Annotated in this window: 16 protein-coding genes and 7 tRNA genes; 19 read left to right on the forward strand and 4 right to left on the reverse strand. The window is 39.8% G+C overall.

The genetic code is table 11. The features are described from left to right. Positions 1–12: 12 nt before the first annotated feature. The 10 genes from ychF to QQK02_RS03280 all read left to right on the forward strand — a co-directional run bounded on the left by ychF (position 13) and on the right by QQK02_RS03280 (position 3429). The gene (ychF, locus tag QQK02_RS03235; protein ID WP_284206515.1) at positions 13–1104 is read left to right on the forward strand and encodes a redox-regulated ATPase YchF; all 1092 of its coding nucleotides are present in this window, start codon (positions 13–15) and stop codon (positions 1102–1104) included. Positions 1105–1256: 152 nt separating this feature from the next. Beyond that, entirely contained in the window at positions 1257–1604 is a 348-nt protein-coding gene (locus QQK02_RS03240; RefSeq protein WP_284206516.1) for a DUF3718 domain-containing protein, read from the forward strand. A 235-nt stretch (positions 1605–1839) separates the two neighbouring features. Further along, positions 1840–1916, forward strand: a tRNA-Met gene (locus tag QQK02_RS03245). 10 nt (positions 1917–1926) lie between these two features. Continuing rightward, positions 1927–2011: transfer RNA gene (locus QQK02_RS03250), tRNA-Leu, on the forward strand. Positions 2012–2059: 48 nt separating this feature from the next. Continuing rightward, positions 2060–2134: transfer RNA gene (locus QQK02_RS03255), tRNA-Gln, on the forward strand. Between the two features lie 48 nt (positions 2135–2182). Continuing rightward, positions 2183–2257: transfer RNA gene (locus tag QQK02_RS03260), tRNA-Gln, on the forward strand. A 65-nt stretch (positions 2258–2322) separates the two neighbouring features. Next, positions 2323–2399, forward strand: a tRNA-Met gene (locus QQK02_RS03265). Between the two features lie 9 nt (positions 2400–2408). Then, positions 2409–2493: transfer RNA gene (locus QQK02_RS03270), tRNA-Leu, on the forward strand. A gap of 50 nt (positions 2494–2543) precedes the next feature. Further along, positions 2544–2618: transfer RNA gene (locus QQK02_RS03275), tRNA-Gln, on the forward strand. Positions 2619–2736: 118 nt separating this feature from the next. Then, positions 2737–3429 carry an aspartate/glutamate racemase family protein gene (locus QQK02_RS03280; protein WP_284206517.1) on the forward strand — a complete coding sequence of 231 codons (693 nt, stop codon included), beginning with the start codon at positions 2737–2739 and terminating at the stop codon, positions 3427–3429. Positions 3430–3470: 41 nt separating this feature from the next. Here the strand turns inward: QQK02_RS03280 and QQK02_RS03285 are convergent, their stop codons facing one another. Continuing rightward, the gene (locus QQK02_RS03285) at positions 3471–4640 is read right to left on the reverse strand and encodes an FAD-dependent monooxygenase (RefSeq protein WP_284206518.1); all 1170 of its coding nucleotides are present in this window, start codon (positions 4638–4640) and stop codon (positions 3471–3473) included. 82 nt (positions 4641–4722) lie between these two features. Continuing rightward, complete coding sequence (locus tag QQK02_RS03290; RefSeq protein WP_284206519.1) at positions 4723–5370, reverse strand: 2OG-Fe(II) oxygenase; 648 nt, start codon at positions 5368–5370, stop codon at positions 4723–4725. A 137-nt stretch (positions 5371–5507) separates the two neighbouring features. Between QQK02_RS03290 and QQK02_RS03295 the strand changes: the two genes are divergently transcribed. The 8 genes from QQK02_RS03295 (at position 5508) to QQK02_RS03330 (ending at position 16073) form a co-directional block, all read left to right on the forward strand. Beyond that, positions 5508–5960 carry a hypothetical protein gene (locus QQK02_RS03295; RefSeq protein WP_284206520.1) on the forward strand — a complete coding sequence of 151 codons (453 nt, stop codon included), beginning with the start codon at positions 5508–5510 and terminating at the stop codon, positions 5958–5960. Between the two features lie 37 nt (positions 5961–5997). Next, on the forward strand, positions 5998–8727 hold the full coding sequence (locus tag QQK02_RS03300) for a sensor histidine kinase (protein ID WP_284206521.1): 2730 nt from the start codon (positions 5998–6000) through the stop codon (positions 8725–8727). A gap of 116 nt (positions 8728–8843) precedes the next feature. Next, positions 8844–10289, forward strand: coding sequence for a tRNA (N6-isopentenyl adenosine(37)-C2)-methylthiotransferase MiaB (gene miaB, locus QQK02_RS03305; protein ID WP_284206522.1), 1446 nt, complete (start codon positions 8844–8846; stop codon positions 10287–10289). 27 nt (positions 10290–10316) lie between these two features. Continuing rightward, positions 10317–11426 (forward strand): PhoH family protein, encoded by a 1110-nt coding sequence (locus QQK02_RS03310; protein ID WP_407705005.1) that lies wholly within the window; start codon positions 10317–10319, stop codon positions 11424–11426. Beyond that, entirely contained in the window at positions 11426–11884 is a 459-nt protein-coding gene (ybeY, locus tag QQK02_RS03315; protein ID WP_284206523.1) for an rRNA maturation RNase YbeY, read from the forward strand. Before QQK02_RS03310 ends, ybeY begins: the two co-directional genes overlap by 1 nt. A 24-nt stretch (positions 11885–11908) precedes the next feature. Further along, positions 11909–12787, forward strand: coding sequence for an HlyC/CorC family transporter (locus QQK02_RS03320; RefSeq protein ID WP_284206524.1), 879 nt, complete (start codon positions 11909–11911; stop codon positions 12785–12787). A gap of 16 nt (positions 12788–12803) precedes the next feature. Continuing rightward, positions 12804–14345: an apolipoprotein N-acyltransferase gene (lnt, locus tag QQK02_RS03325; RefSeq protein WP_284206525.1), complete on the forward strand. Its 1542-nt coding sequence runs from the start codon at positions 12804–12806 to the stop codon at positions 14343–14345. A gap of 81 nt (positions 14346–14426) precedes the next feature. Further along, positions 14427–16073, forward strand: a complete 1647-nt coding sequence (locus tag QQK02_RS03330) for an amidohydrolase (protein WP_284206526.1) — start codon at positions 14427–14429, stop codon at positions 16071–16073. Between the two features lie 74 nt (positions 16074–16147). Here the strand turns inward: QQK02_RS03330 and QQK02_RS03335 are convergent, their stop codons facing one another. After that, positions 16148–17107: a sensor domain-containing diguanylate cyclase gene (locus QQK02_RS03335; RefSeq protein ID WP_284206527.1), complete on the reverse strand. Its 960-nt coding sequence runs from the start codon at positions 17105–17107 to the stop codon at positions 16148–16150. Positions 17108–17142: 35 nt separating this feature from the next. Then, positions 17143–18198, reverse strand: coding sequence for a response regulator (locus QQK02_RS03340; protein ID WP_284206528.1), 1056 nt, complete (start codon positions 18196–18198; stop codon positions 17143–17145). Between the two features lie 156 nt (positions 18199–18354). Here QQK02_RS03340 and tpx point away from each other — a divergent pair, with 156 nt between their 5' ends. Next, positions 18355–19017: a thiol peroxidase gene (gene tpx / locus QQK02_RS03345; protein WP_284206529.1), complete on the forward strand. Its 663-nt coding sequence runs from the start codon at positions 18355–18357 to the stop codon at positions 19015–19017. The last annotated feature ends 145 nt before the right edge of the window (positions 19018–19162 follow it).

Consider the following 19162-nt stretch of genomic DNA (forward strand, 5'->3'; position numbering starts at 1 on the left):
TAGGAAGCAAACATGGGATTTAAATGTGGCATCGTTGGCCTACCAAACGTTGGTAAATCAACACTATTCAATGCACTAACTAAAGCAGGTATTGAAGCGGCTAACTTCCCGTTTTGTACCATCGAACCTAATACAGGTGTAGTACCTGTGCCTGATCCTCGCTTAGACAAACTTGCTGAGATTGTAGGCCCTGAACGTGTTATTGCAACAACAATGGAATTTGTTGATATTGCTGGTTTAGTAGCAGGTGCCTCTAAGGGTGAAGGTTTAGGTAACAAATTTTTAGCTAATATTCGTGAAACCGACGCAATTGGTCATGTAGTTCGTTGTTTTGAAAACGACAACATTGTTCACGTTGCTGGTGGTGTAAACCCGGCTGACGACATTGAAGTGATCAACACTGAGTTAGCCCTTGCCGATATGGATACTGCTGAGCGCGCAATCGTTCGCCAACAAAAGAAAGCCAAAGGCGGCGATAAAGACGCTAAGTTTGAATTACCTATTTTAGAAAACATTTTAAAGCATGTTGAAGAAGGTAATATGATTCGTTCTTTAGAATTATCTAAAGAAGAAAAAGAAGCCATTAAATATTTAAACTTTTTAACCATAAAGCCAACCATGTACATTGCTAATGTCAATGATGATGGTTTTGAAAATAACCCTTACCTTGATCAAGTAAAAGAAATTGCTGCCCAAGAAGACGCCGTAGTTGTTGCGGTATGTGCAGAGATTGAAGGTGAGCTTTCAGAAATGGAAGAAGAAGATCGTGAAATATTTATGGAAGAAATGGGCTTAGAAGAACCAGGCCTAAACCGCGTAATTAACGCAGGTTATTCATTACTTCATTTACATACATACTTCACAGCAGGTGTTAAAGAAGTGCGTGCATGGACCGTGCGTCAAAACGCAACAGCACCTCAAGCAGCAGGTGTTATTCACACTGACTTTGAAAAAGGCTTTATTCGCGCTGAAGTGGTTGGCTACGATGCCTTTGTTGAATTTAATGGTGAATCTGGTGCTAAAGAAGCAGGTAAATGGCGTCTAGAAGGCAAAGATTATATCGTTAAAGATGGTGACGTTGTTCACTTTAGATTTAACGTTTAACCTTATCGTTAAAAAACGAATACCGATAAAGGCTGGCGAGATTTCACCAGCCTTTTTTTATGTGTAAATGACTTAAATTATTATATTTTCCATAATGAATGCTAAATTGGCGTCTATAATAACTAATGAATAAATCCGCTCTAGAGGTCCATATGAAAAAAATAGTAATAACGGCAATATTAGCGAGCATAACAATGTTTAGCGCGCCAGAAGTGGCAGCTAATGATATTTCTGTTCGTGTCTGTGAATATGTACAAGCAAACGATAAAAAACGATTAAGAAAATATTTAAAAGATCAAAAACTCAAGGTGAAAGTTATTTTTGATAGTGTTGGTTGTAGTGGTGATAACATACTTGTTTTTTCTGCAAAACAACAAGCCTTAGAAGTTGGTGAATATTTAATCGGTAAAACACCGAAAAAATCAGTGACCGCGAACTTAGATGCAATTACAGCAGCGTCAGCCCACTTAGGTGAAGCCGCGAAAAAACGGGTAAACTAATACCTATTTAATCAAAGCCAGTGAGTTATTAATAATTATAACTTACTGGCTTTTTTGTATCTGATTACTTATTAAATTTTAACCATGATCAAGCCGATTGTGTATAGAGATTGAATAGTTTGTTGAGTTTTTGACCTAACAGTAGAAAAACTACAATTTTTTATAAAAAAACGGTTGACGTAAGAGCGCGATATCTGCAAAATACGCTCCACTTGCTCAGAGGCAAGATTGGAATGGCTACATAGCTCAGCTGGTTAGAGCACATCACTCATAATGATGGGGTCCCAGGTTCAAATCCCGGTGTAGCCACCATTTGAATATTGCGGGAGTGGCGGAATTGGTAGACGCGCTGGATTTAGGTTCCAGTATCGCAAGATGTGAGAGTTCAAGTCTCTCCTCCCGTACCATTCAAAGTAACAGTGTGTTTTTCACAGCGTTACAGTAATGAACATTGTTGGGGTATAGCCAAGCGGTAAGGCAGCGGGTTTTGATCCCGTCATTCTGAGGTTCAAATCCTCATACCCCAGCCACTTCATTCTTTAATGAGGCTGGACAATGTTTATTAAGAAGTACCTTGTTGGGGTATAGCCAAGCGGTAAGGCAGCGGGTTTTGATCCCGTCATTCTGAGGTTCAAATCCTCATACCCCAGCCACTTCTTCTTTCTATTTTCCTCTAAGCGCTTTTATGAGTGAAGCAAGTGTACTTTTTTAAAGTAAAGGCTACATAGCTCAGCTGGTTAGAGCACATCACTCATAATGATGGGGTCCCAGGTTCAAATCCCGGTGTAGCCACCATTGAATTACGCGGGAGTGGCGGAATTGGTAGACGCGCTGGATTTAGGTTCCAGTATCGCAAGATGTGAGAGTTCAAGTCTCTCCTCCCGTACCATTCAATTCAATGAAGTGTTTAACATTTCATGTAGAAGTAACATACCTTGTTGGGGTATAGCCAAGCGGTAAGGCAGCGGGTTTTGATCCCGTCATTCTGAGGTTCAAATCCTCATACCCCAGCCACTTCTTTTATATCAAATATCATCTCTTGTTTTATCTTTAGATAATCCTTACGCTAATATTTCCATTGATTACGTTTATACGTCAATCGCACTCATTATTTTAGTTTTATGGATTATGGATGAAAACTATCGGTATGCTTGGTGGCATGAGTTGGGAGTCAACCTGTCATTATTACCAACATGTAAATAAATTAGTTAACACCGCACTTGGTGGCTTACATTGTGCAAAAATCGCAATGGTCAACGTAGATTTTGATGAAATAGCAGCGTTGCAGCATCAAGGTGATTGGCAGGCTACTGCAGATATTTTAATTAAACATGCACAATGTGTTGAAGCTGCAGGAGCAGATTTTCTACTCATATGCACAAATACCATGCATAAAGTTGCCGATGATATCAGCCAAGCCATTTCAATTCCGCTTCTGCATATAGCTGATGCTACCGGCGCTGCTCTTAACGTGGATAAAATAGAAAATATTGGCCTGTTGGCAACACGTTTCACCATGGAAGAAGACTTTTACAAAGTGCGATTACAGAACGCTTTTGGTATTAATGTCATTATCCCCGATGAAAAAGATAGGCAAACCATCCACCACGTCATTTATGAAGAGTTATGCCATGGAATAGTCAACGAATCATCAAGGGCCGCTTACCTCGAGATTATTAACCGCTTAGTCAAACAAGGTGCCCAAGCAATAATTTTAGGTTGCACTGAAATAAGTATGTTGGTTAATGAAAGCCACACCGAAATCCCCTTGTACGATACAACGCTTATTCACGCTCAGGCTGCCGTTAAAGAAGCGCTAAAATAGAACAAGCACGTTTATCTAAAAGACTAAAATCACGGGTAACGCTATTTAATACCGCAGGCATAAGCGAGTGCTTTACTTTTTAACTTACCCGCTCTTTGTGAAGCAAATAGCCCAAGGTTTCTCACCAATTTAATGACAGGTGATGGGTGGCTAAAGACATTGTATATCGCATCCATACCCGACATCATCATCAAATTATCAGGCCTTCTTGCCTTTTCATAAGCTTGGAGTGTCTTTGCATCATCAAAAGCTTGTCCTTCGCCAAGTGCTTTTGCAAAAGCCATTTGTAGTGCTTTTACATCTTTAAAACCTAGATTAACGCCCTGCCCTGCTAACGGATTAATGGTATGCGCTGCATCACCTAGCAATACCACTTTTCCTTTTACGTAGTCGTTCGCATGTCGCCTGGTTAAATCAAATGCCCCTTTACCTAAAACCTCAATATTGCCAAGTTTGTTGGGGAAAGCTTTGGTCACCTCATGAGCAAGTTGATCGTTCGATAATCCAGATAAGCGTTTTATTTCAGCTTTCGAGTGATACCATACCAACGAAGCGTGGCCATCAGGCATAGGTAAAAAAGCTACGGGGCCTGTCGGATAAAATTTTTGCCACGTAATATCTTGTGTATCAAGCGCTGTTTTTACATTTATCAACATCGCTGATTGACCATAGTCCCACCCCGTCAAACCAATATTGGCTAATTGTCTTATCTGGGAATTGGCACCGTCGGCGGCTAGAATAAGTGTTGATTGAATCGATTGGCTTTCAAGCGCAATATCGAGATAGCGTTCATGCTCAGTGATTTGCTCTAACTGATCAGGGCAAAATTGAGTGATATTACTATGGCAACGAAGCACGCGCCAAAGTGCTAACTGAATTTGCTTATTCTCAACCATATAACCTAAATGGCTGCGCCCTATTTCATCACAATGGAATTCGGTATAGGCAAAGTCGTCTTCCCACACGCCAAGCCTGTTATATTGGCAAGCTCTCGACAAATCGATAAATTGCCACGCACCAAGCGTTTCAAGAAACTGTTGTGAATGTATTGAAATAGCTGAAATACGTAAATCAAAGGGCTGCAATGGCGCCATATTGCTCGGTGTAAATTTTTCAATTAAAGCGATTTTAAGCCCTAAATCGCCAAGCGCTACAGCAGTAGCTGCACCTATCATTCCGCCACCAACAATGGCACAGTCAAACTTTGTCACAGTTAACTCTCGTTGTTCTACGTTGTAGGTATCTTAACATGAGCAACCAATAGATAGTTGCACAATATCAAGGTTTTAATCATTACTTTAGCCAACCTGAAATCGTGATTCTATGACGATGCTTAGGTGACGTGACTGAATTAACACTATGGTACATTGGGTGATCAAGTTTCAATAGCACTAAGGTATTAAAACTTGGTTCTATCGAGCGTTTATAAAATTTTATCCGTTTAGGGTACAGTACCAACTGCCCACCAAATTTTTTCTGCCAACCTTTAGATAACTGATAGATAAAAGCATACTTACCTGCAGATCCGTCACTGTGATAACCAATAAACTGCTGATTAACAAAAGAGGCAAAAAATGCGTCGGTGATTTCACCTGATATATCTAGCTTGCCGTCAATCTCACTCAGTAGTTGGTTCGTAAAAGCATGGGTGATGGTTTTATTTTGGTGGCTGTTTTCATGCTTATTGACTGAACGATAAAATGAAAAAGCAAACTTTTTTCGTCTGTGTGCCTTTAAGGCAAGTTTATGACGTAGTTTGTCGATGATAGGCTTATCGATATTATCTCGAACAGACTGCAGTGGCCGATAAGGTGTTGTCAATAAACACCAAGCTCGATGATGATTTTGATGTAATATATTGTTTCTTAAGCGCACTGCTTCATCAAAAGGTAAAAAGTTTTTAACAACGACATACCCTTGCTTCTTTAATAACGCTTCCATTTATCTTGAATATTTATACCGCCCAATTTGATTTCATTAGTAACACTTTTATGCTAATAATGAAATGCCAATTGGCTAAGGTCATAAAAATTTGTGGTTTTTTATGTCGTTTAATAACAATAATTCGAGGACACGTTATGTCAGCACTACTAAAAGAAAGCAAACGTATTACCAAAGACATTAATCTAGTTTACGATTTCACTGAAAAAACTAACTTAACACAATTACAAGCACAGCCAGACCGAGCAGTAGTAGCAAAGCTACGTGCAGATCTTGTCTTACCTAATGACAAAATTTTAACGGTTGATATAGATTTTGATACGACAAGTGGCTACCATGACAACACAATGATGATCATGGATGATTTTGGCGTAGAAATGCTAACGGCAGCTTTTGCAGTTAAATACGGAGAAAGCTACGCACAATCTATCCAAAAAGCTTGGCAAGAAAAACAAGACCCAAATGACCCAAGAAAGCCTACCTATATGTTGGTTCAAAAACCAGAAAACGAAGGCGAACTACCTAAAGTATATTGTGCTTGTGGTTCAAAACAGCATCCGCCTCAAGAAGCCCCTGAAAACATTGTTTAATTTTTTCTGGGTAAGCATATTGATATGCTTACCCTTATTGATTAGTTCATTTTCCCACGCAACAAATGTTGCCGCGCTTAAAGGCTTATCATTAGTCATCGATATTCATCAAGATGATGATAATTACTTATGGCTCGCCACGCAGCAAGGACTCACCCGTTTCGACAGTGAAGATACTATTCACTTCTCTTCTTTTAGCAGTCAATGGCGAGCGCCTTTTGCCTGGGTGAAAAATATCGAACCACATAATGATAGCCTTTTACTAACCTCTGAAGTCAATGGACTATTTCTGTTTGATTTAAAAGCGGCGACATCAACAAAGCTTGAATTGCCCAAAGAAATGATAAATCCGCAACATGCTATTGCGTTTAAAGGCCAAGTCTATTTCAAGGATAGAAACAACCTCTATCGTTATGATTTACAGTTAAAAAGCACTCATCTAATCAAAGAAAGCTTTAACGTATTCTCCATAAAAAGAACCGATAACGCGGTATATGTCGTTACAGAATCAGGGATTTATCAAATTAAAAGTAACACCCTTGCCATTACTTACCCGCATGAAGTTGACGCTTATACAACAAGTGGCAGTTATTTAATTTTTAGTAAAGGTAATGAGCTCTTCAGTGTAGATGATAAAAATGTTATTGCTAAAAGGGCTTCATCGCCGATTAGCGCACTTACTCCGGCAAGAAATGGCCCTGCAAACGCCAACGAAATTATAGGGGTTACGCCGTCAGGGGAGGTATCAAGATTTAACGCCAAAGACCTTTCAGTTGTAAGCAATGCCTATGAAAATATTGGCAAACATTCAATTAATCTAATATTTCACGATAACAGTGGTGTGCTTTGGGTGAGTTCAAACCTGGGAATAAACCGTTATTACGAAAAACCCTTAGAAAACCATCGTTATATTTTTGATATTGAAAATAATGATAATGAACTATTGATGGTTAATAACGAGCTACTCGTCGGCAGTTTTGGTAATGGTTTAAGAACACTAAAAGCGCAGCCGTGGTTTAATCCTTCGATGAATGCTTCGTTAACACCTCGTGCTAAATACACCATGAAAATGGTTCGCCATAAAGACAGCATTATTTTCGGAACGCTCGATGGTGTATGGCAGTATAAACTCGGTGCAAAAAAAGCCTACAGAATGCCTTTTGCTAGAAACAATAATATCGTTTTATCTTTAAAAAATGATGGTACTCACCTTTATATTGGCACCAACTATAAAGGTGTAAAAATATATAATTGGCAACAACATAAATTGGTACAAACCATCAACAAACAACATGGTTTGCAAAATTTAGAAGTCTTAGATATTTTACCGCAAGCAAATGGTGATACCTGGCTAACAACCGCTAATAGCGTAGAGGTCTTCAGAAATGAAACAAAACAAGTTCAGCAGACGGGAATTACCAGCAACAAAAAATTTATTGCATTAGCAAACGCAAACAACAAAGTTTACGCCTTTAGTAAAGGTAGCGGTATACACGTATTCAATGTACAAGGTGAACTACTATCCGTTTTTGGCAAAAATATTGATTTTGGATACATCACAAAGGTTGATGATGAAATTTGGGCTTCTTCAAAATCAGGTTTATATCGTGTAAACACCAGCAAAAATGAGCTATCTCTCGTACTTGGCTCTGAAGGATTTAAATTTAATAGTGCACCCGCCGTTACCAAGAATGCAATCTATGCATGGCATGCGATGGGCTATGTCAAAGTTAACTACCGAAATCCCCCTTATTACAATGCAAAGATTAAAATAACGAGAACGAATATTTCAGGTAATGAACAGCTAAATAACCGCGTTATCTCGCTAAACTCAACTAAGGATGTTGTTTCATTATACTTAGCCAGTTTAGATTTTCGATCAAACGCAAATAAACACTTTAAGTATCGAATCAACGACAATGTATGGGTCGACGTCACAGGCAATCAATTAACATTGGCGGGCCTATCTTCTGGCAATTACACAATCGAAGTGATGGGAACCAATAGCCTTGGTCAATGGAGTAACTATATTGAATATACCAATATTAAAGTAGCATTTCCGTGGTATTGGACACCACAAATCAGGGTAATTTATTTAGTACTTGTCATTTGCTTCGTCAGCCTTAGCTTATGGTTAATTTATTTACGTACCAAATCAATCAGCTCAGTGTATAAAGTACTTGATCAAGACTTAAAAACCCGTGGCTTACTTGCCAACAATATTGAAAGAAACATCAATGTTTCTCTTCGTTTATTGAAAGAAGGCGAACATGATAAAGCAGTGAAATTGTTAAGCGAATCTGCCAGTTTGATTGCAACTAACCAAATGAACGCGGAACCTAGCACTCTGCATAACCAAGCCCTTTCAGGCGGTATCGATTATTTGATTGACTATTGGTTAGAGCACTACAATGTGCGAGTGACCACTAAGATCGATCACGACGTTGATCAGTTACCTCAAAAACTCCAACAAAGTATTTACCGAATTATTTACACCGCTATCGACAGCGCTATTTCACATAGTCGTAGCGTCAGTTTTAGCGTTTCAATCAAACCCTTTAATCAAAAACTGTGGCTAACGATTAAAGACAGTAACGACTACTTTACAGATTTTGATAGCAAAGTGAACTTTAACATTGCTATATATACCATTCGAAAAGTTGCGTTACAGCACAACGCAACAATTAATGCCTATAAAACCCAGAGTGATAAAAGTCAATTGACCTTAAGTTTTAATATAGATGAGCATTTTGAGAACAATATTTAACCTGATTACAGCTATTTACCAAATCTCGATGCCTGCACTGTAGCGTATTGGCAAAAGAAAGAGTAAAATGCGTGTCCTTTTATCGTGATAGTGATTGAATTTTAGGCAAGTAATCAATGACCAAAAAGCTGTATATTAAAACTTGGGGCTGCCAAATGAACGAGTATGACTCGCAAAAGATGGCAGAACTTCTCGACTCAACGCATGGTTTAGTTTTAGCGAACGAAGCTGAAGAAGCTGACGTTATCTTACTGAACACGTGTTCTATTCGTGAAAAAGCTCAAGAGAAAGTTTTCCATCAATTAGGTCGTTGGAAAAACCTAAAAAACGATAACCCAGATCTAATCATTGGTGTTGGTGGCTGTGTAGCTTCACAAGAAGGCGACGCCATCAGACAACGTGCGCCTTATGTTGACATGGTATTTGGTCCGCAAACCTTGCACCGTTTACCTGAAATGATCAAAGAAGCCAGTGGCGACAACAAAAAAGCGGTTGTTGATGTTAGCTTCCCAGAAATTGAAAAGTTTGATCGCCTGCCTGAGCCAAAAGCTGAAGGCGCGACGGCATTCGTATCAATTATGGAAGGTTGCAGTAAGTACTGTACATTCTGTGTAGTACCCTACACACGCGGTGAGGAAGTTTCTCGCCCGCTTGACGATGTATTATACGAAATCGCCCAGCTTGCAGAACAAGGCGTTCGCGAAGTAAACCTACTTGGTCAAAACGTTAACGCTTATCGTGGCGAAATGCACGATGGCGATATTTGTCGCTTCTCTGAATTATTGCGCTTAGTTGCTACGATTGACGGTATTGACCGTATTCGTTACACAACTTCTCATCCTGTAGAGTTCACAGACGATATTATTGAAGTATACAAAGACGTACCTGAGCTTGTAAGCCATCTTCATTTACCTGTTCAAAGTGGCTCAGATCGTGTTTTAACCATGATGAAACGCGGTCATACTGCGTTGGAATACAAATCTAAAATTCGTCGATTGAAGAAAGCGCGCCCAGATTTATGTATGTCTTCAGATTTTATCATTGGTTTCCCTGGTGAAACAGATGCTGACTTTGAAGCTACCATGGATTTAATCCAAGCGATTGACTTTGACTTAAGCTTTAGCTTTATTTACTCGGCACGCCCAGGTACGCCAGCTGCTGATATCGTTGATGACATTCCAGAAGCAACCAAGAAACAACGCTTACAAATCCTGCAAGATCGTATAAACCAGCAGGCACTGCGTATTGCTCGCCAAATGTTGGATACTGAGCAACGCATACTTGTTGAAGGGCCATCGAAGAAAAACCCAATGGAACTTCGTGGCCGTACTGAAAACAACCGCATTGTGAACTTTGTTGCACCGCATCATGTTATTGGTCAATTTGTAGACGTAAAAATTACCGATGTATACGCAAATTCATTACGTGGCGAATTAGTGCGTGAAGAAAAAGACATGGGTTTACGTATAGCTCACTCGCCTGCCGACATTTTAGCTAATACTCACCACGGCGCTGCGCCGAGTAATGTTGATGAGCTAGGCGTCGGTACGTTTACACCATAATTAACACCTACCTTACGGAAATATTCATTGAGTAAACAACACAGTATTACATTTGAATTAGCGCCTGTTGATAACAGCAGGCAAGCTAATTTATGTGGCCCGATGGACGACAACTTAAGAACCATTGAACGCCGCCTTGGTGTTGAAATTAGTTATCGTGGTCATGAATTTAAGATTATCGGTCAAGAGCGTAACGTATCTGCCGTTGAAAAAATGCTTAAAAGCCTGTATCTCGAAACACAAATAGTCAAAGGCCAGCAAAAAGCCATTACTGCTGAAATGGTACATATACAAATCCTTGAAGCTGACGTTTTAGAGCAAGAGCCAACCGAACACGATACTGACTTTGAAAAAATGGTGACGATTAAAACCAAACGTGGGCTTGTTAAGCCGCGCAACGGTAATCAATCAGTCTACGTTCAAAATGTTTTAACAAACGATATTAGCTTTGGTATTGGCCCAGCCGGTACAGGTAAAACTTACCTTGCCGTTGCTTGTGCTGTTGATGCGCTAGAGCGCCAAGAAGTTCGACGCATTCTGCTCACACGCCCAGCAGTTGAAGCTGGTGAAAAGTTAGGTTTCTTACCGGGTGATTTATCGCAGAAAGTCGATCCTTACCTACGCCCACTTTACGATGCCTTGTTTGAAATGCTAGGTTTTGAAAAAGTTGAAAAACTCATCGAGCGAAGTGTGATTGAGATTGCCCCACTTGCTTATATGCGTGGCCGTACATTGAATGACGCATTTATTATTTTAGATGAAAGCCAAAACACGACGGTTGAACAAATGAAAATGTTTTTAACGCGTATTGGCTTTAATTCACGTGCAGTAATCACTGGCGATGTCACACAAGTTGACTTACCAAGAGGCCAAAAGTCAGGCTTAAGACATGCAATTGAAGTATTAGACGATATTCCAGGCGTAAGTTTTAACTTTTTCCAATCACGTGATGTTGTCCGTCACCCAGTCGTTGCCCGTATTGTTGACGCATACGAAAAACATGAAACCAAGATTTCGCGAATTAAAGAGCAGAAAAAGCAAGAAAAACTAGCCCTTGAAAAAGCACCATTGGAATCAATAGCAACTCAGGCCAGTACAACAGATTCAGAAGCACCTAAAGGTGATAAGCAATCATAATGGCCATTACCCTTGATCTACAACTTGCCGCTCAAAGCACCGAGAATTTGCCACAAGCAGATGACTTTCAAACATGGGTAGATGCGACATTAAGCAAATACAATAAACCTTTTGAATTAACGGTACGTATTGTTGATATTACTGAATCACAGTCATTGAATTTACAATACCGCGATAAAGACAAACCGACTAATGTGTTGTCTTTTCCATTTGAAGTACCCGATGGTGTTGACTTAGATTTACTGGGTGATTTGATAATCTGTAAAGCTGTTGTCGAGCAGGAAGCTGCCGAACAAAATAAAACATTGCAAGCGCATTGGGCACATATGGTGATTCACGGGTGCTTGCATTTATTAGGCTTTGATCATATAAGTGAAGATGAAGCAATGGAAATGGAAAGCCTAGAAATTGACATTTTAGCGCAATTGGGCTTTGCTAATCCCTATATCGAATATTAATAAACGAAGGATAAATACTGCTCTATGAGCGACGACAACCCCCACTCTACCAACGGCTCCTCGCAAAAATCGTTTTTGGATAAAATTGTTCAAGCATTTACCGGAGAGCCGCAAAATAAAGAAGAATTGGTCGAAGTATTAAATGATGCTGAAGACCGTGAATTAATCAATCCTGAGACCAAACTCATGATTGAAGGTGTATTAGGTGTATCTGAGATGCGTGTGCGTGACATTATGATCCCACGTTCTCAAATGGTTACCTTAGATATTAATATGCCACTTGAAGAGTTCTTACCTAAAGTATTAGAGTCTGCCCACTCTCGGTTCCCTGTTGTTAACGATGACAAAGACCATGTTGAAGGCATTTTATTGGCTAAAGATTTATTATCTTATGGTTTCAACCATAAAGACGTAGAGTTTTCTTTGTCTGATGTCATTCGTCCTGCGATCATCATTCCAGAAAGTAAAAAGGTAGAACCGCTACTCAAAGAGTTTCGCTCTGAACGATACCATATGGCAATTGTTGTTGATGAATATGGCGGCGTCTCTGGTTTAGTTACCATTGAAGATATTTTAGAGCTGATCGTTGGTGAAATTGAAGATGAAACCGACGAAGAAATCGAAGAAGATATAAAGCACTTAGCTGGTCAAGTATACCAGTTGAAAGCGCTCACCGAACTCGCCGACTTTAACGACTACTTTAACTGTGAATTTAATGAAGAAGACGCAGATACAATCGGCGGTGTAGTATTGCACGAGTTTGGGCATATGCCACAAAAAGGCGAAGAAATTACCATTGGTGAATTTACCTTTAAAATAGTTTCTGCTGATAATCGCCGTATTCAAACCATCCAACTTACGGTGCCTAAAGATCATACGGTAACCGGAAAAGTCATCGATTAATCATAAACAACAACGGATGTTAAAAGCTATCAAGGCATGTTTTACTAAAACCAACGGGCTCAGTTTTTTTGCTGGGCTTGCGTTGGTGCTTGCCTACGCCCCATATAGTTTTTGGTGGCTCACTTTGTTGATCATGCCTGCATGGTTTTTTCTGATTGAAGAATTATCCGTGAAAAAAGCAAGCCAAGCCTGTTTTAGTTTTGGCTTAGGCTGGTTTATCGCCGGGATCAGCTGGGTACATGTCTCAATTGATGAGTTCGGCGGTATGCCGTTACCCATCTCTTTACTATTAATGTTTTTACTATGTGCTTATTTAGCGCTTTATCCGATGCTTGCAGGTTATTTGGCAAGCCGTTTTACGCAAGATAAAAAGCTTCATTTAGGCATGTTAATTTCTACTTGGCTATTTTGCGAATACCTCCGTAGTGTTGTGCTTACAGGGTTTCCTTGGCTATCACTTGGTTATAGTCAGATTGACTCGCCACTTGCGAGCTTAGCACCGGTTATCGGTGAAACAGGCATCACAGCATTTATTTTGTTGTTGAGTTTAACTTTCGTAAAACTAACAAAGATTCGTTATCGACTACCTTGGGCATTGACCTTGATTTTGTTATCAGGCTTTATGCTCTTTTGCACTAGTCAGCAATGGACAAAGCCAAGTGAAAAGCAGATCAAAGTAGCCCTAGCTCAAGGTAATATAGAGCAATCAATAAAGTGGGACGACGGACAAGAGTGGCCAACCATGTTGATGTATTTAGACATGGCACGCGCAAATTACGATGCCGACATTATCGTTTGGCCAGAATCGGCTATTCCAACATTGGAGCCAATGGCGCAAGACTATTTAGACTTAGTGAATCAGTCAGCGGGGATGAGTAACTCAGCGATTATCACGGGTATTCTTGATTATAATTTCGACACTAAGTCTTACTACAATGCGTTAATTACTTTAGGTAATAGCCAAGCAAATGATAGAACAATAGGTGATTACGCTTATGGCCACAGTAACCGCTTTTATAAACATCATTTATTACCAATTGGCGAGTTTGTTCCTTTTGGTGATCTACTAAGACCGTTGGCACCGTTTTTTAATTTGCCTATGTCGTCTTTTTCTCGCGGCGACTATGTACAGCAAAACATGATTGCAAAGGGTATTCATATTCTGCCATTGATCTGTTTTGAGATTGCCTTTCCCAACCAACTAGCCGCCAATTTCACGCCGCAAACTCAAATGCTGTTAACGGTTAGTAATGACGCTTGGTTTGGCACCTCTCATGGTCCGCATCAACATATGGAAATTGCCCGCATGAGAGCAATCGAGTTTGGGCGTCCTTTAATTCGGTCAACAAATACCGGCGTTACCGCAGCAATAGATCATCAAGGGCAATTTATCGATAAGCTGCCTCAGTTTGAACAGACGGTACTAAAAGCTGATATCACATTAGTTGAAGGGCTTACGCCTTATAGTCAATTTAACGATTGGCCTATTCGAATTTTGGCCTTACTTGGCTTTATTGGTTTTTACTTACGCCAACGCGCAACCTACCTTAAAAGCTAAACATTTCATCTGGTTATTCATTTACCTGAGTATCACTTTCGTTTTAAGATAAAAGTCACTCACGTCATAAGAGCTATAACAATGAAAAAATTAAGCGCTGTTTTATTTGCCCTACTGCCAACAATTGGCTTTGCAAACACACAAATTATTCACAACGTTAATGGTTATACGCCAACGAAAAACGAGATTCATCAATTTTCGGCTGTTGCTTTCGCTAATGGAAAAATAACAGCGTTGTATCAAGACAACAGTGAGCTACCTAAATCAGACGACATCACCTACATTGATGGCAAAGGGAAAACATTGTTACCTGGCTTAATTGACGCACATGGTCATGTGCTTGGTTATGGCTTAGGCATTTCACGCGTTAATTTAATGGGTGTGACTTCAGAACTAGAAGCCGTTAAAAAAGTGCAGGCATTTTATCAAGATCCTAGCCAACAAAGTTGGCTTTTAGGTCGTGGCTGGAATCAAGTTATTTGGCCTTCAAACAGCTTTCCTACCAAGGCGAGTTTAGATAAAGCGTTTCCTAATACGCCAGTATGGTTAAAACGTGTTGACGGTCATGCAGGCTGGGCAAATACTGCTGCGCTAAAGTTAGCGGGTATTAAGGCATCAACTATCTCGCCAAGTGGTGGTGAAATCATCAAGGATAACAATGGAGAGCCGACCGGTGTATTCATTGACAATGCAATGTACCTCATCGACAAGGCTATCGAGCCAATGTCGGTTACTCAAGAAGCGCAAATGTTAAAACAAGCAATGAATTCATTAGCTTCGCAGGGATTAACAAGCGTTCATGATGCTGGTATTTCCAAACAAACCATCGATGCATACCAACTACTTGCAAGTCACAATGCAATGCCAATCCGCATTTATGCGATGGCTGATGCAACCGATAAAGAATTTGATAGCACACTTAAGCAAGGTCATATAACGAGTGATATAGCCGATTTTGTCATGCGCAGTGTCAAAATATCCGCCGATGGCGCGCTAGGAAGTCGCGGCGCGGCGCTGCATAAAAGCTACAGTGATAAAGACAATCATCATGGATTACTCCTACATGAACCAGAAGCTTTAACGGCACTGATTGAAAAGTCTATGCAGGCCGGTTTTCAGGTCAATACTCACGCGATAGGTGACAAAGCAAATACCTTAGTGCTTGATAACTATGAAACGCTGATGCCCAAAACAAAGACTAAGGCGTTACGTCATCGTGTAGAGCATGCGCAAATTTTACAATTGTCTGACATCCCTAGATTCGCACAATTAGGTGTTATTCCGTCGATGCAAGCAACTCACGCAACCAGCGATAAAAATATGGCAGAAGATCGCTTAGGCAAAGCACGTTTAGGTGGAGCATATGCTTGGCGAAAACTACTTAATACGGGTGTAAAAATCGCAAACGGCTCTGACTTCCCTGTTGAATATGCGAACCCATTCTATGGTTTACACGCAGCAATCACCCGACAAGATCATAATAATCAGCCGCTAGGCGGATGGTTAGAAAAAGAGAAAATGACACGACAAGAAGCGCTTGTAAGCTTCACGATTGATGCTGCCTATGCTGGTCATCAAGAACATCAAATTGGCTCGATAGAAGTTGGCAAAATGGCTGACTTCATCTTAGTTGATAAAGATTTCTTTAAGGCAGATGAAACAACGCTATGGCAAACGAATGTCAGCAAAACATGGGTAGGCGGGAATTTAGTGCATTCACAAGAATAACGAATCAAACGCGCCCTTTTGAACTCAGGGTAAAATGCCCCTATTAAGAAAAAAGCACCTTGAAGGTGCTTTTTTTATGACTGAAAAACGCTGACTTGATTTCGCCCGTTTTCTTTTGATTTATACAATGCGTTGTCAGCAGCCTCTATCCAAGACTCATATGTCTTCATATCGGCTGTCACTTCAGCAACCCCTACACTAATTGTATAGTTAATGGTATGGCCTTTATATTCAACGACATTATCAGCGATTCGCTTTCTTAAACGCTCAGCAAAAATTAACGCGTTATCTAACGGCGTATCAACCAATAATATCGCAAACTCTTCACCGCCATAACGACCCGTAATATCCGTTTCTCGTACTTCTTTGATAACGTTATCTGATAAATCACGAATAACCTCGTCGCCTACCACGTGCCCATAGGTATCATTAACCTTTTTAAAGTGATCAATGTCGAGCATAACCAAACAGCTTGTATGTTCACTGCGTATCCATCGCTTATATTCTAACTGGAAACAACGCTCCCAGTGACTGCGATTAAACAAGTTGGTTAAACCGTCGATTTGACTAATACGAGCAAGCTTTTCATTTAATTGCTCTAACGACAGCTTATTCATAGCAGTATCAGTCACATCGTAAACCAATACACATAAATGAGTAACTTCACCGGAAGCTGATAACAACGGAATAAACGTTGTATTTTGATACATGAAATCCGCCGAACCAGTAATTGGGCGGTAGTTTTGAAACTTAAATAAGTAAGGTCGTTGCTCCCAAATCGTAAACGCTTTATTTTTTAATAAAAAAACCGCTTCAGCTTTACGAGTGAACCACTGCTCATCAATATCACTAAACAAGCTAAATAAATTTTTATTTTTTACTTGTCGAGGCAGTAATCCAGAATGATGCTCCATAAAGCCATTCCAAATTTGTACATTGTAATCTCGATCTAAGACCACCAAACCAACATCAATGGTATGGAGCATTTCCATCAACCAATGAATTTCATTTATTTGCTCAGTTTCTAATGACATATTATTTTCCAATACTTTACGTTAGCGCTTGGGCATTAATCTTCTATTAAATAAGCAAGTTTATTATTTAACGTGACCATAGATTCTTCGGTGAAGAGCAATAGCAAATCACATTTGATTGGGTAATTTTCAATTCCATAGCTGATTTCTATGGCAAGCGTGCGTTGCCAACGATCGGAGTTCGATGCAATTAAATCAGAAATTTTACGGTGTTGCCCTAGCACGACCGGGTGACCTTGAATAAAGGATAAATCGAGTTGTTCTGAGAAGCCTTTTAAACAAGCACCAATCAATACATTGGCCATATCCATCAATAACTCTAGCTCAGCATCTTCATCGATATCAGCGTCGTACTTCATTAATCGTGCAATATCTGTAAAACTAGAATCATTTAAAATCAGTAGTGCTTCACCAGAGATACCCGCACTTATAAAGCCTTGGCAAATACCTGAGGTACTTTCTTCTCGCTCAACGGCGGAGAGCGCCATGCTTAATTCGCTCACTTCAATCAGGTTTACGTTAGGAATGGGTAACTCAACAAACACATTGAGTAACCGAGCTAATAAATCACCCGCTCGACCCATCGCAACATTTGCTATTTCTTGATAACAATCGCGGTGCTCTTGTGCCAAAACAATTTCTTTTGACGCTTCAACTACTTCAGACTCTTGAACAACCGGTTGAGCGATAACAGGTACTGGTTTTTCCACGACTTCTTCTACTTGAGAATAAATGCCGTAGTCAGCTAATAATTTCGTTAGGATTTTTCTATTGACGGGTTTTTGGATAAAGTCTAATGCGCCAAGCTGTTTGACCCGTTGGTGAGCTTCAGGTTGGATATCACCAGAAATGACTACCGTTAATGTTGGTAAGTCTTCTTTAACAATGGCTTCAAGTACTTCATAGCCGTCCATCACTGGCATATTCAAATCCAATAAAAGCACATCACCCTTGCCTTCTTTAATTGCAGTGACAGCTTCTTGTCCATTTGTTACAAAGCTTATGTTAACCTCCCAACCGTCAGGCAAACTTCTGGCTACCTGTTTGCGAGCCATATTTGAATCATCACAAATTAATAATTGAGTTGTCATTTTACTAGCTTCCAAATGGACAAATTTATTACAATAATCATAACATAAGTTGAACAAGGTAAAATTAAAAAAACCTTTAAAAATAGCTTGTTAAATTTAACACTCGCAAATTAACAAACTATTATCAACAGACCAACAACCAATTGAGAGTATTTAATGAAATTTTTAACTCAAGCTGTTTTATTTACCCTGTTAAGTGTAGGTGTTCACCCTTTCAGCTTAGCACAATCACAATCGACGCTAACTGAAACAACCGATCTTGTGAAAGCCGGCACCAAATTTGTTACGTTATTAGGAAACCAAGTCAATGTTGGTGACAAAGCGCCTAACTTTAAAGTGGTTAACGACAGTTTTGCGCCAGTTGAATTAGCAACTTACAGCAAAAAAACCTTACTGATATCCGTAGTGCCAAGTTTAGATACTGGCGTATGTTCTATTCAAACCAAACGCTTTAATGAAGAAGTAGCAAATTTACCTGACGATATCGTGATGTTAACGATCAGCAATGACTTACCGTTTGCTCAAAAACGTTTCTGTAAAGCTGAAAACATTGACAAAGTTAAAGTACTGTCAGACGCTGTATGGCGTGACTTTGGCCAGAAATATGGTTTATTAATTAAAGACATGGGGCTTTTAACCCGTGCGATTTTTATCATCGAGCCTAACGGCACTATTGCTTACAAAGAGCTGGTTGAAAACATTTCTAATCACCCTGACTACGATATGGCACTTTCAACGTTAAAAGCGCTATCTACGCCAGTCAGTCAAGAGCAAAAACCTGCAATACCAGCTACCTTAGCTGAAACCACAGGCGAGTAACTCTGACAAAAGATAGAGCAATCTATTGATCTATCTTTTCCTTATTTTTCAATAAAATAGAAAATAATTAGATTTATTTTGATTTTTCCTCTTGAAACCATCTTACCCTATTCCCATATCTTAATTGTAGTCGCCGTAATGGGAC

The sequence above is a fragment of the Thalassotalea eurytherma genome, from assembly GCF_030161415.1.
GTDB lineage: Bacteria > Pseudomonadota > Gammaproteobacteria > Enterobacterales > Alteromonadaceae > Thalassotalea_G > Thalassotalea_G eurytherma.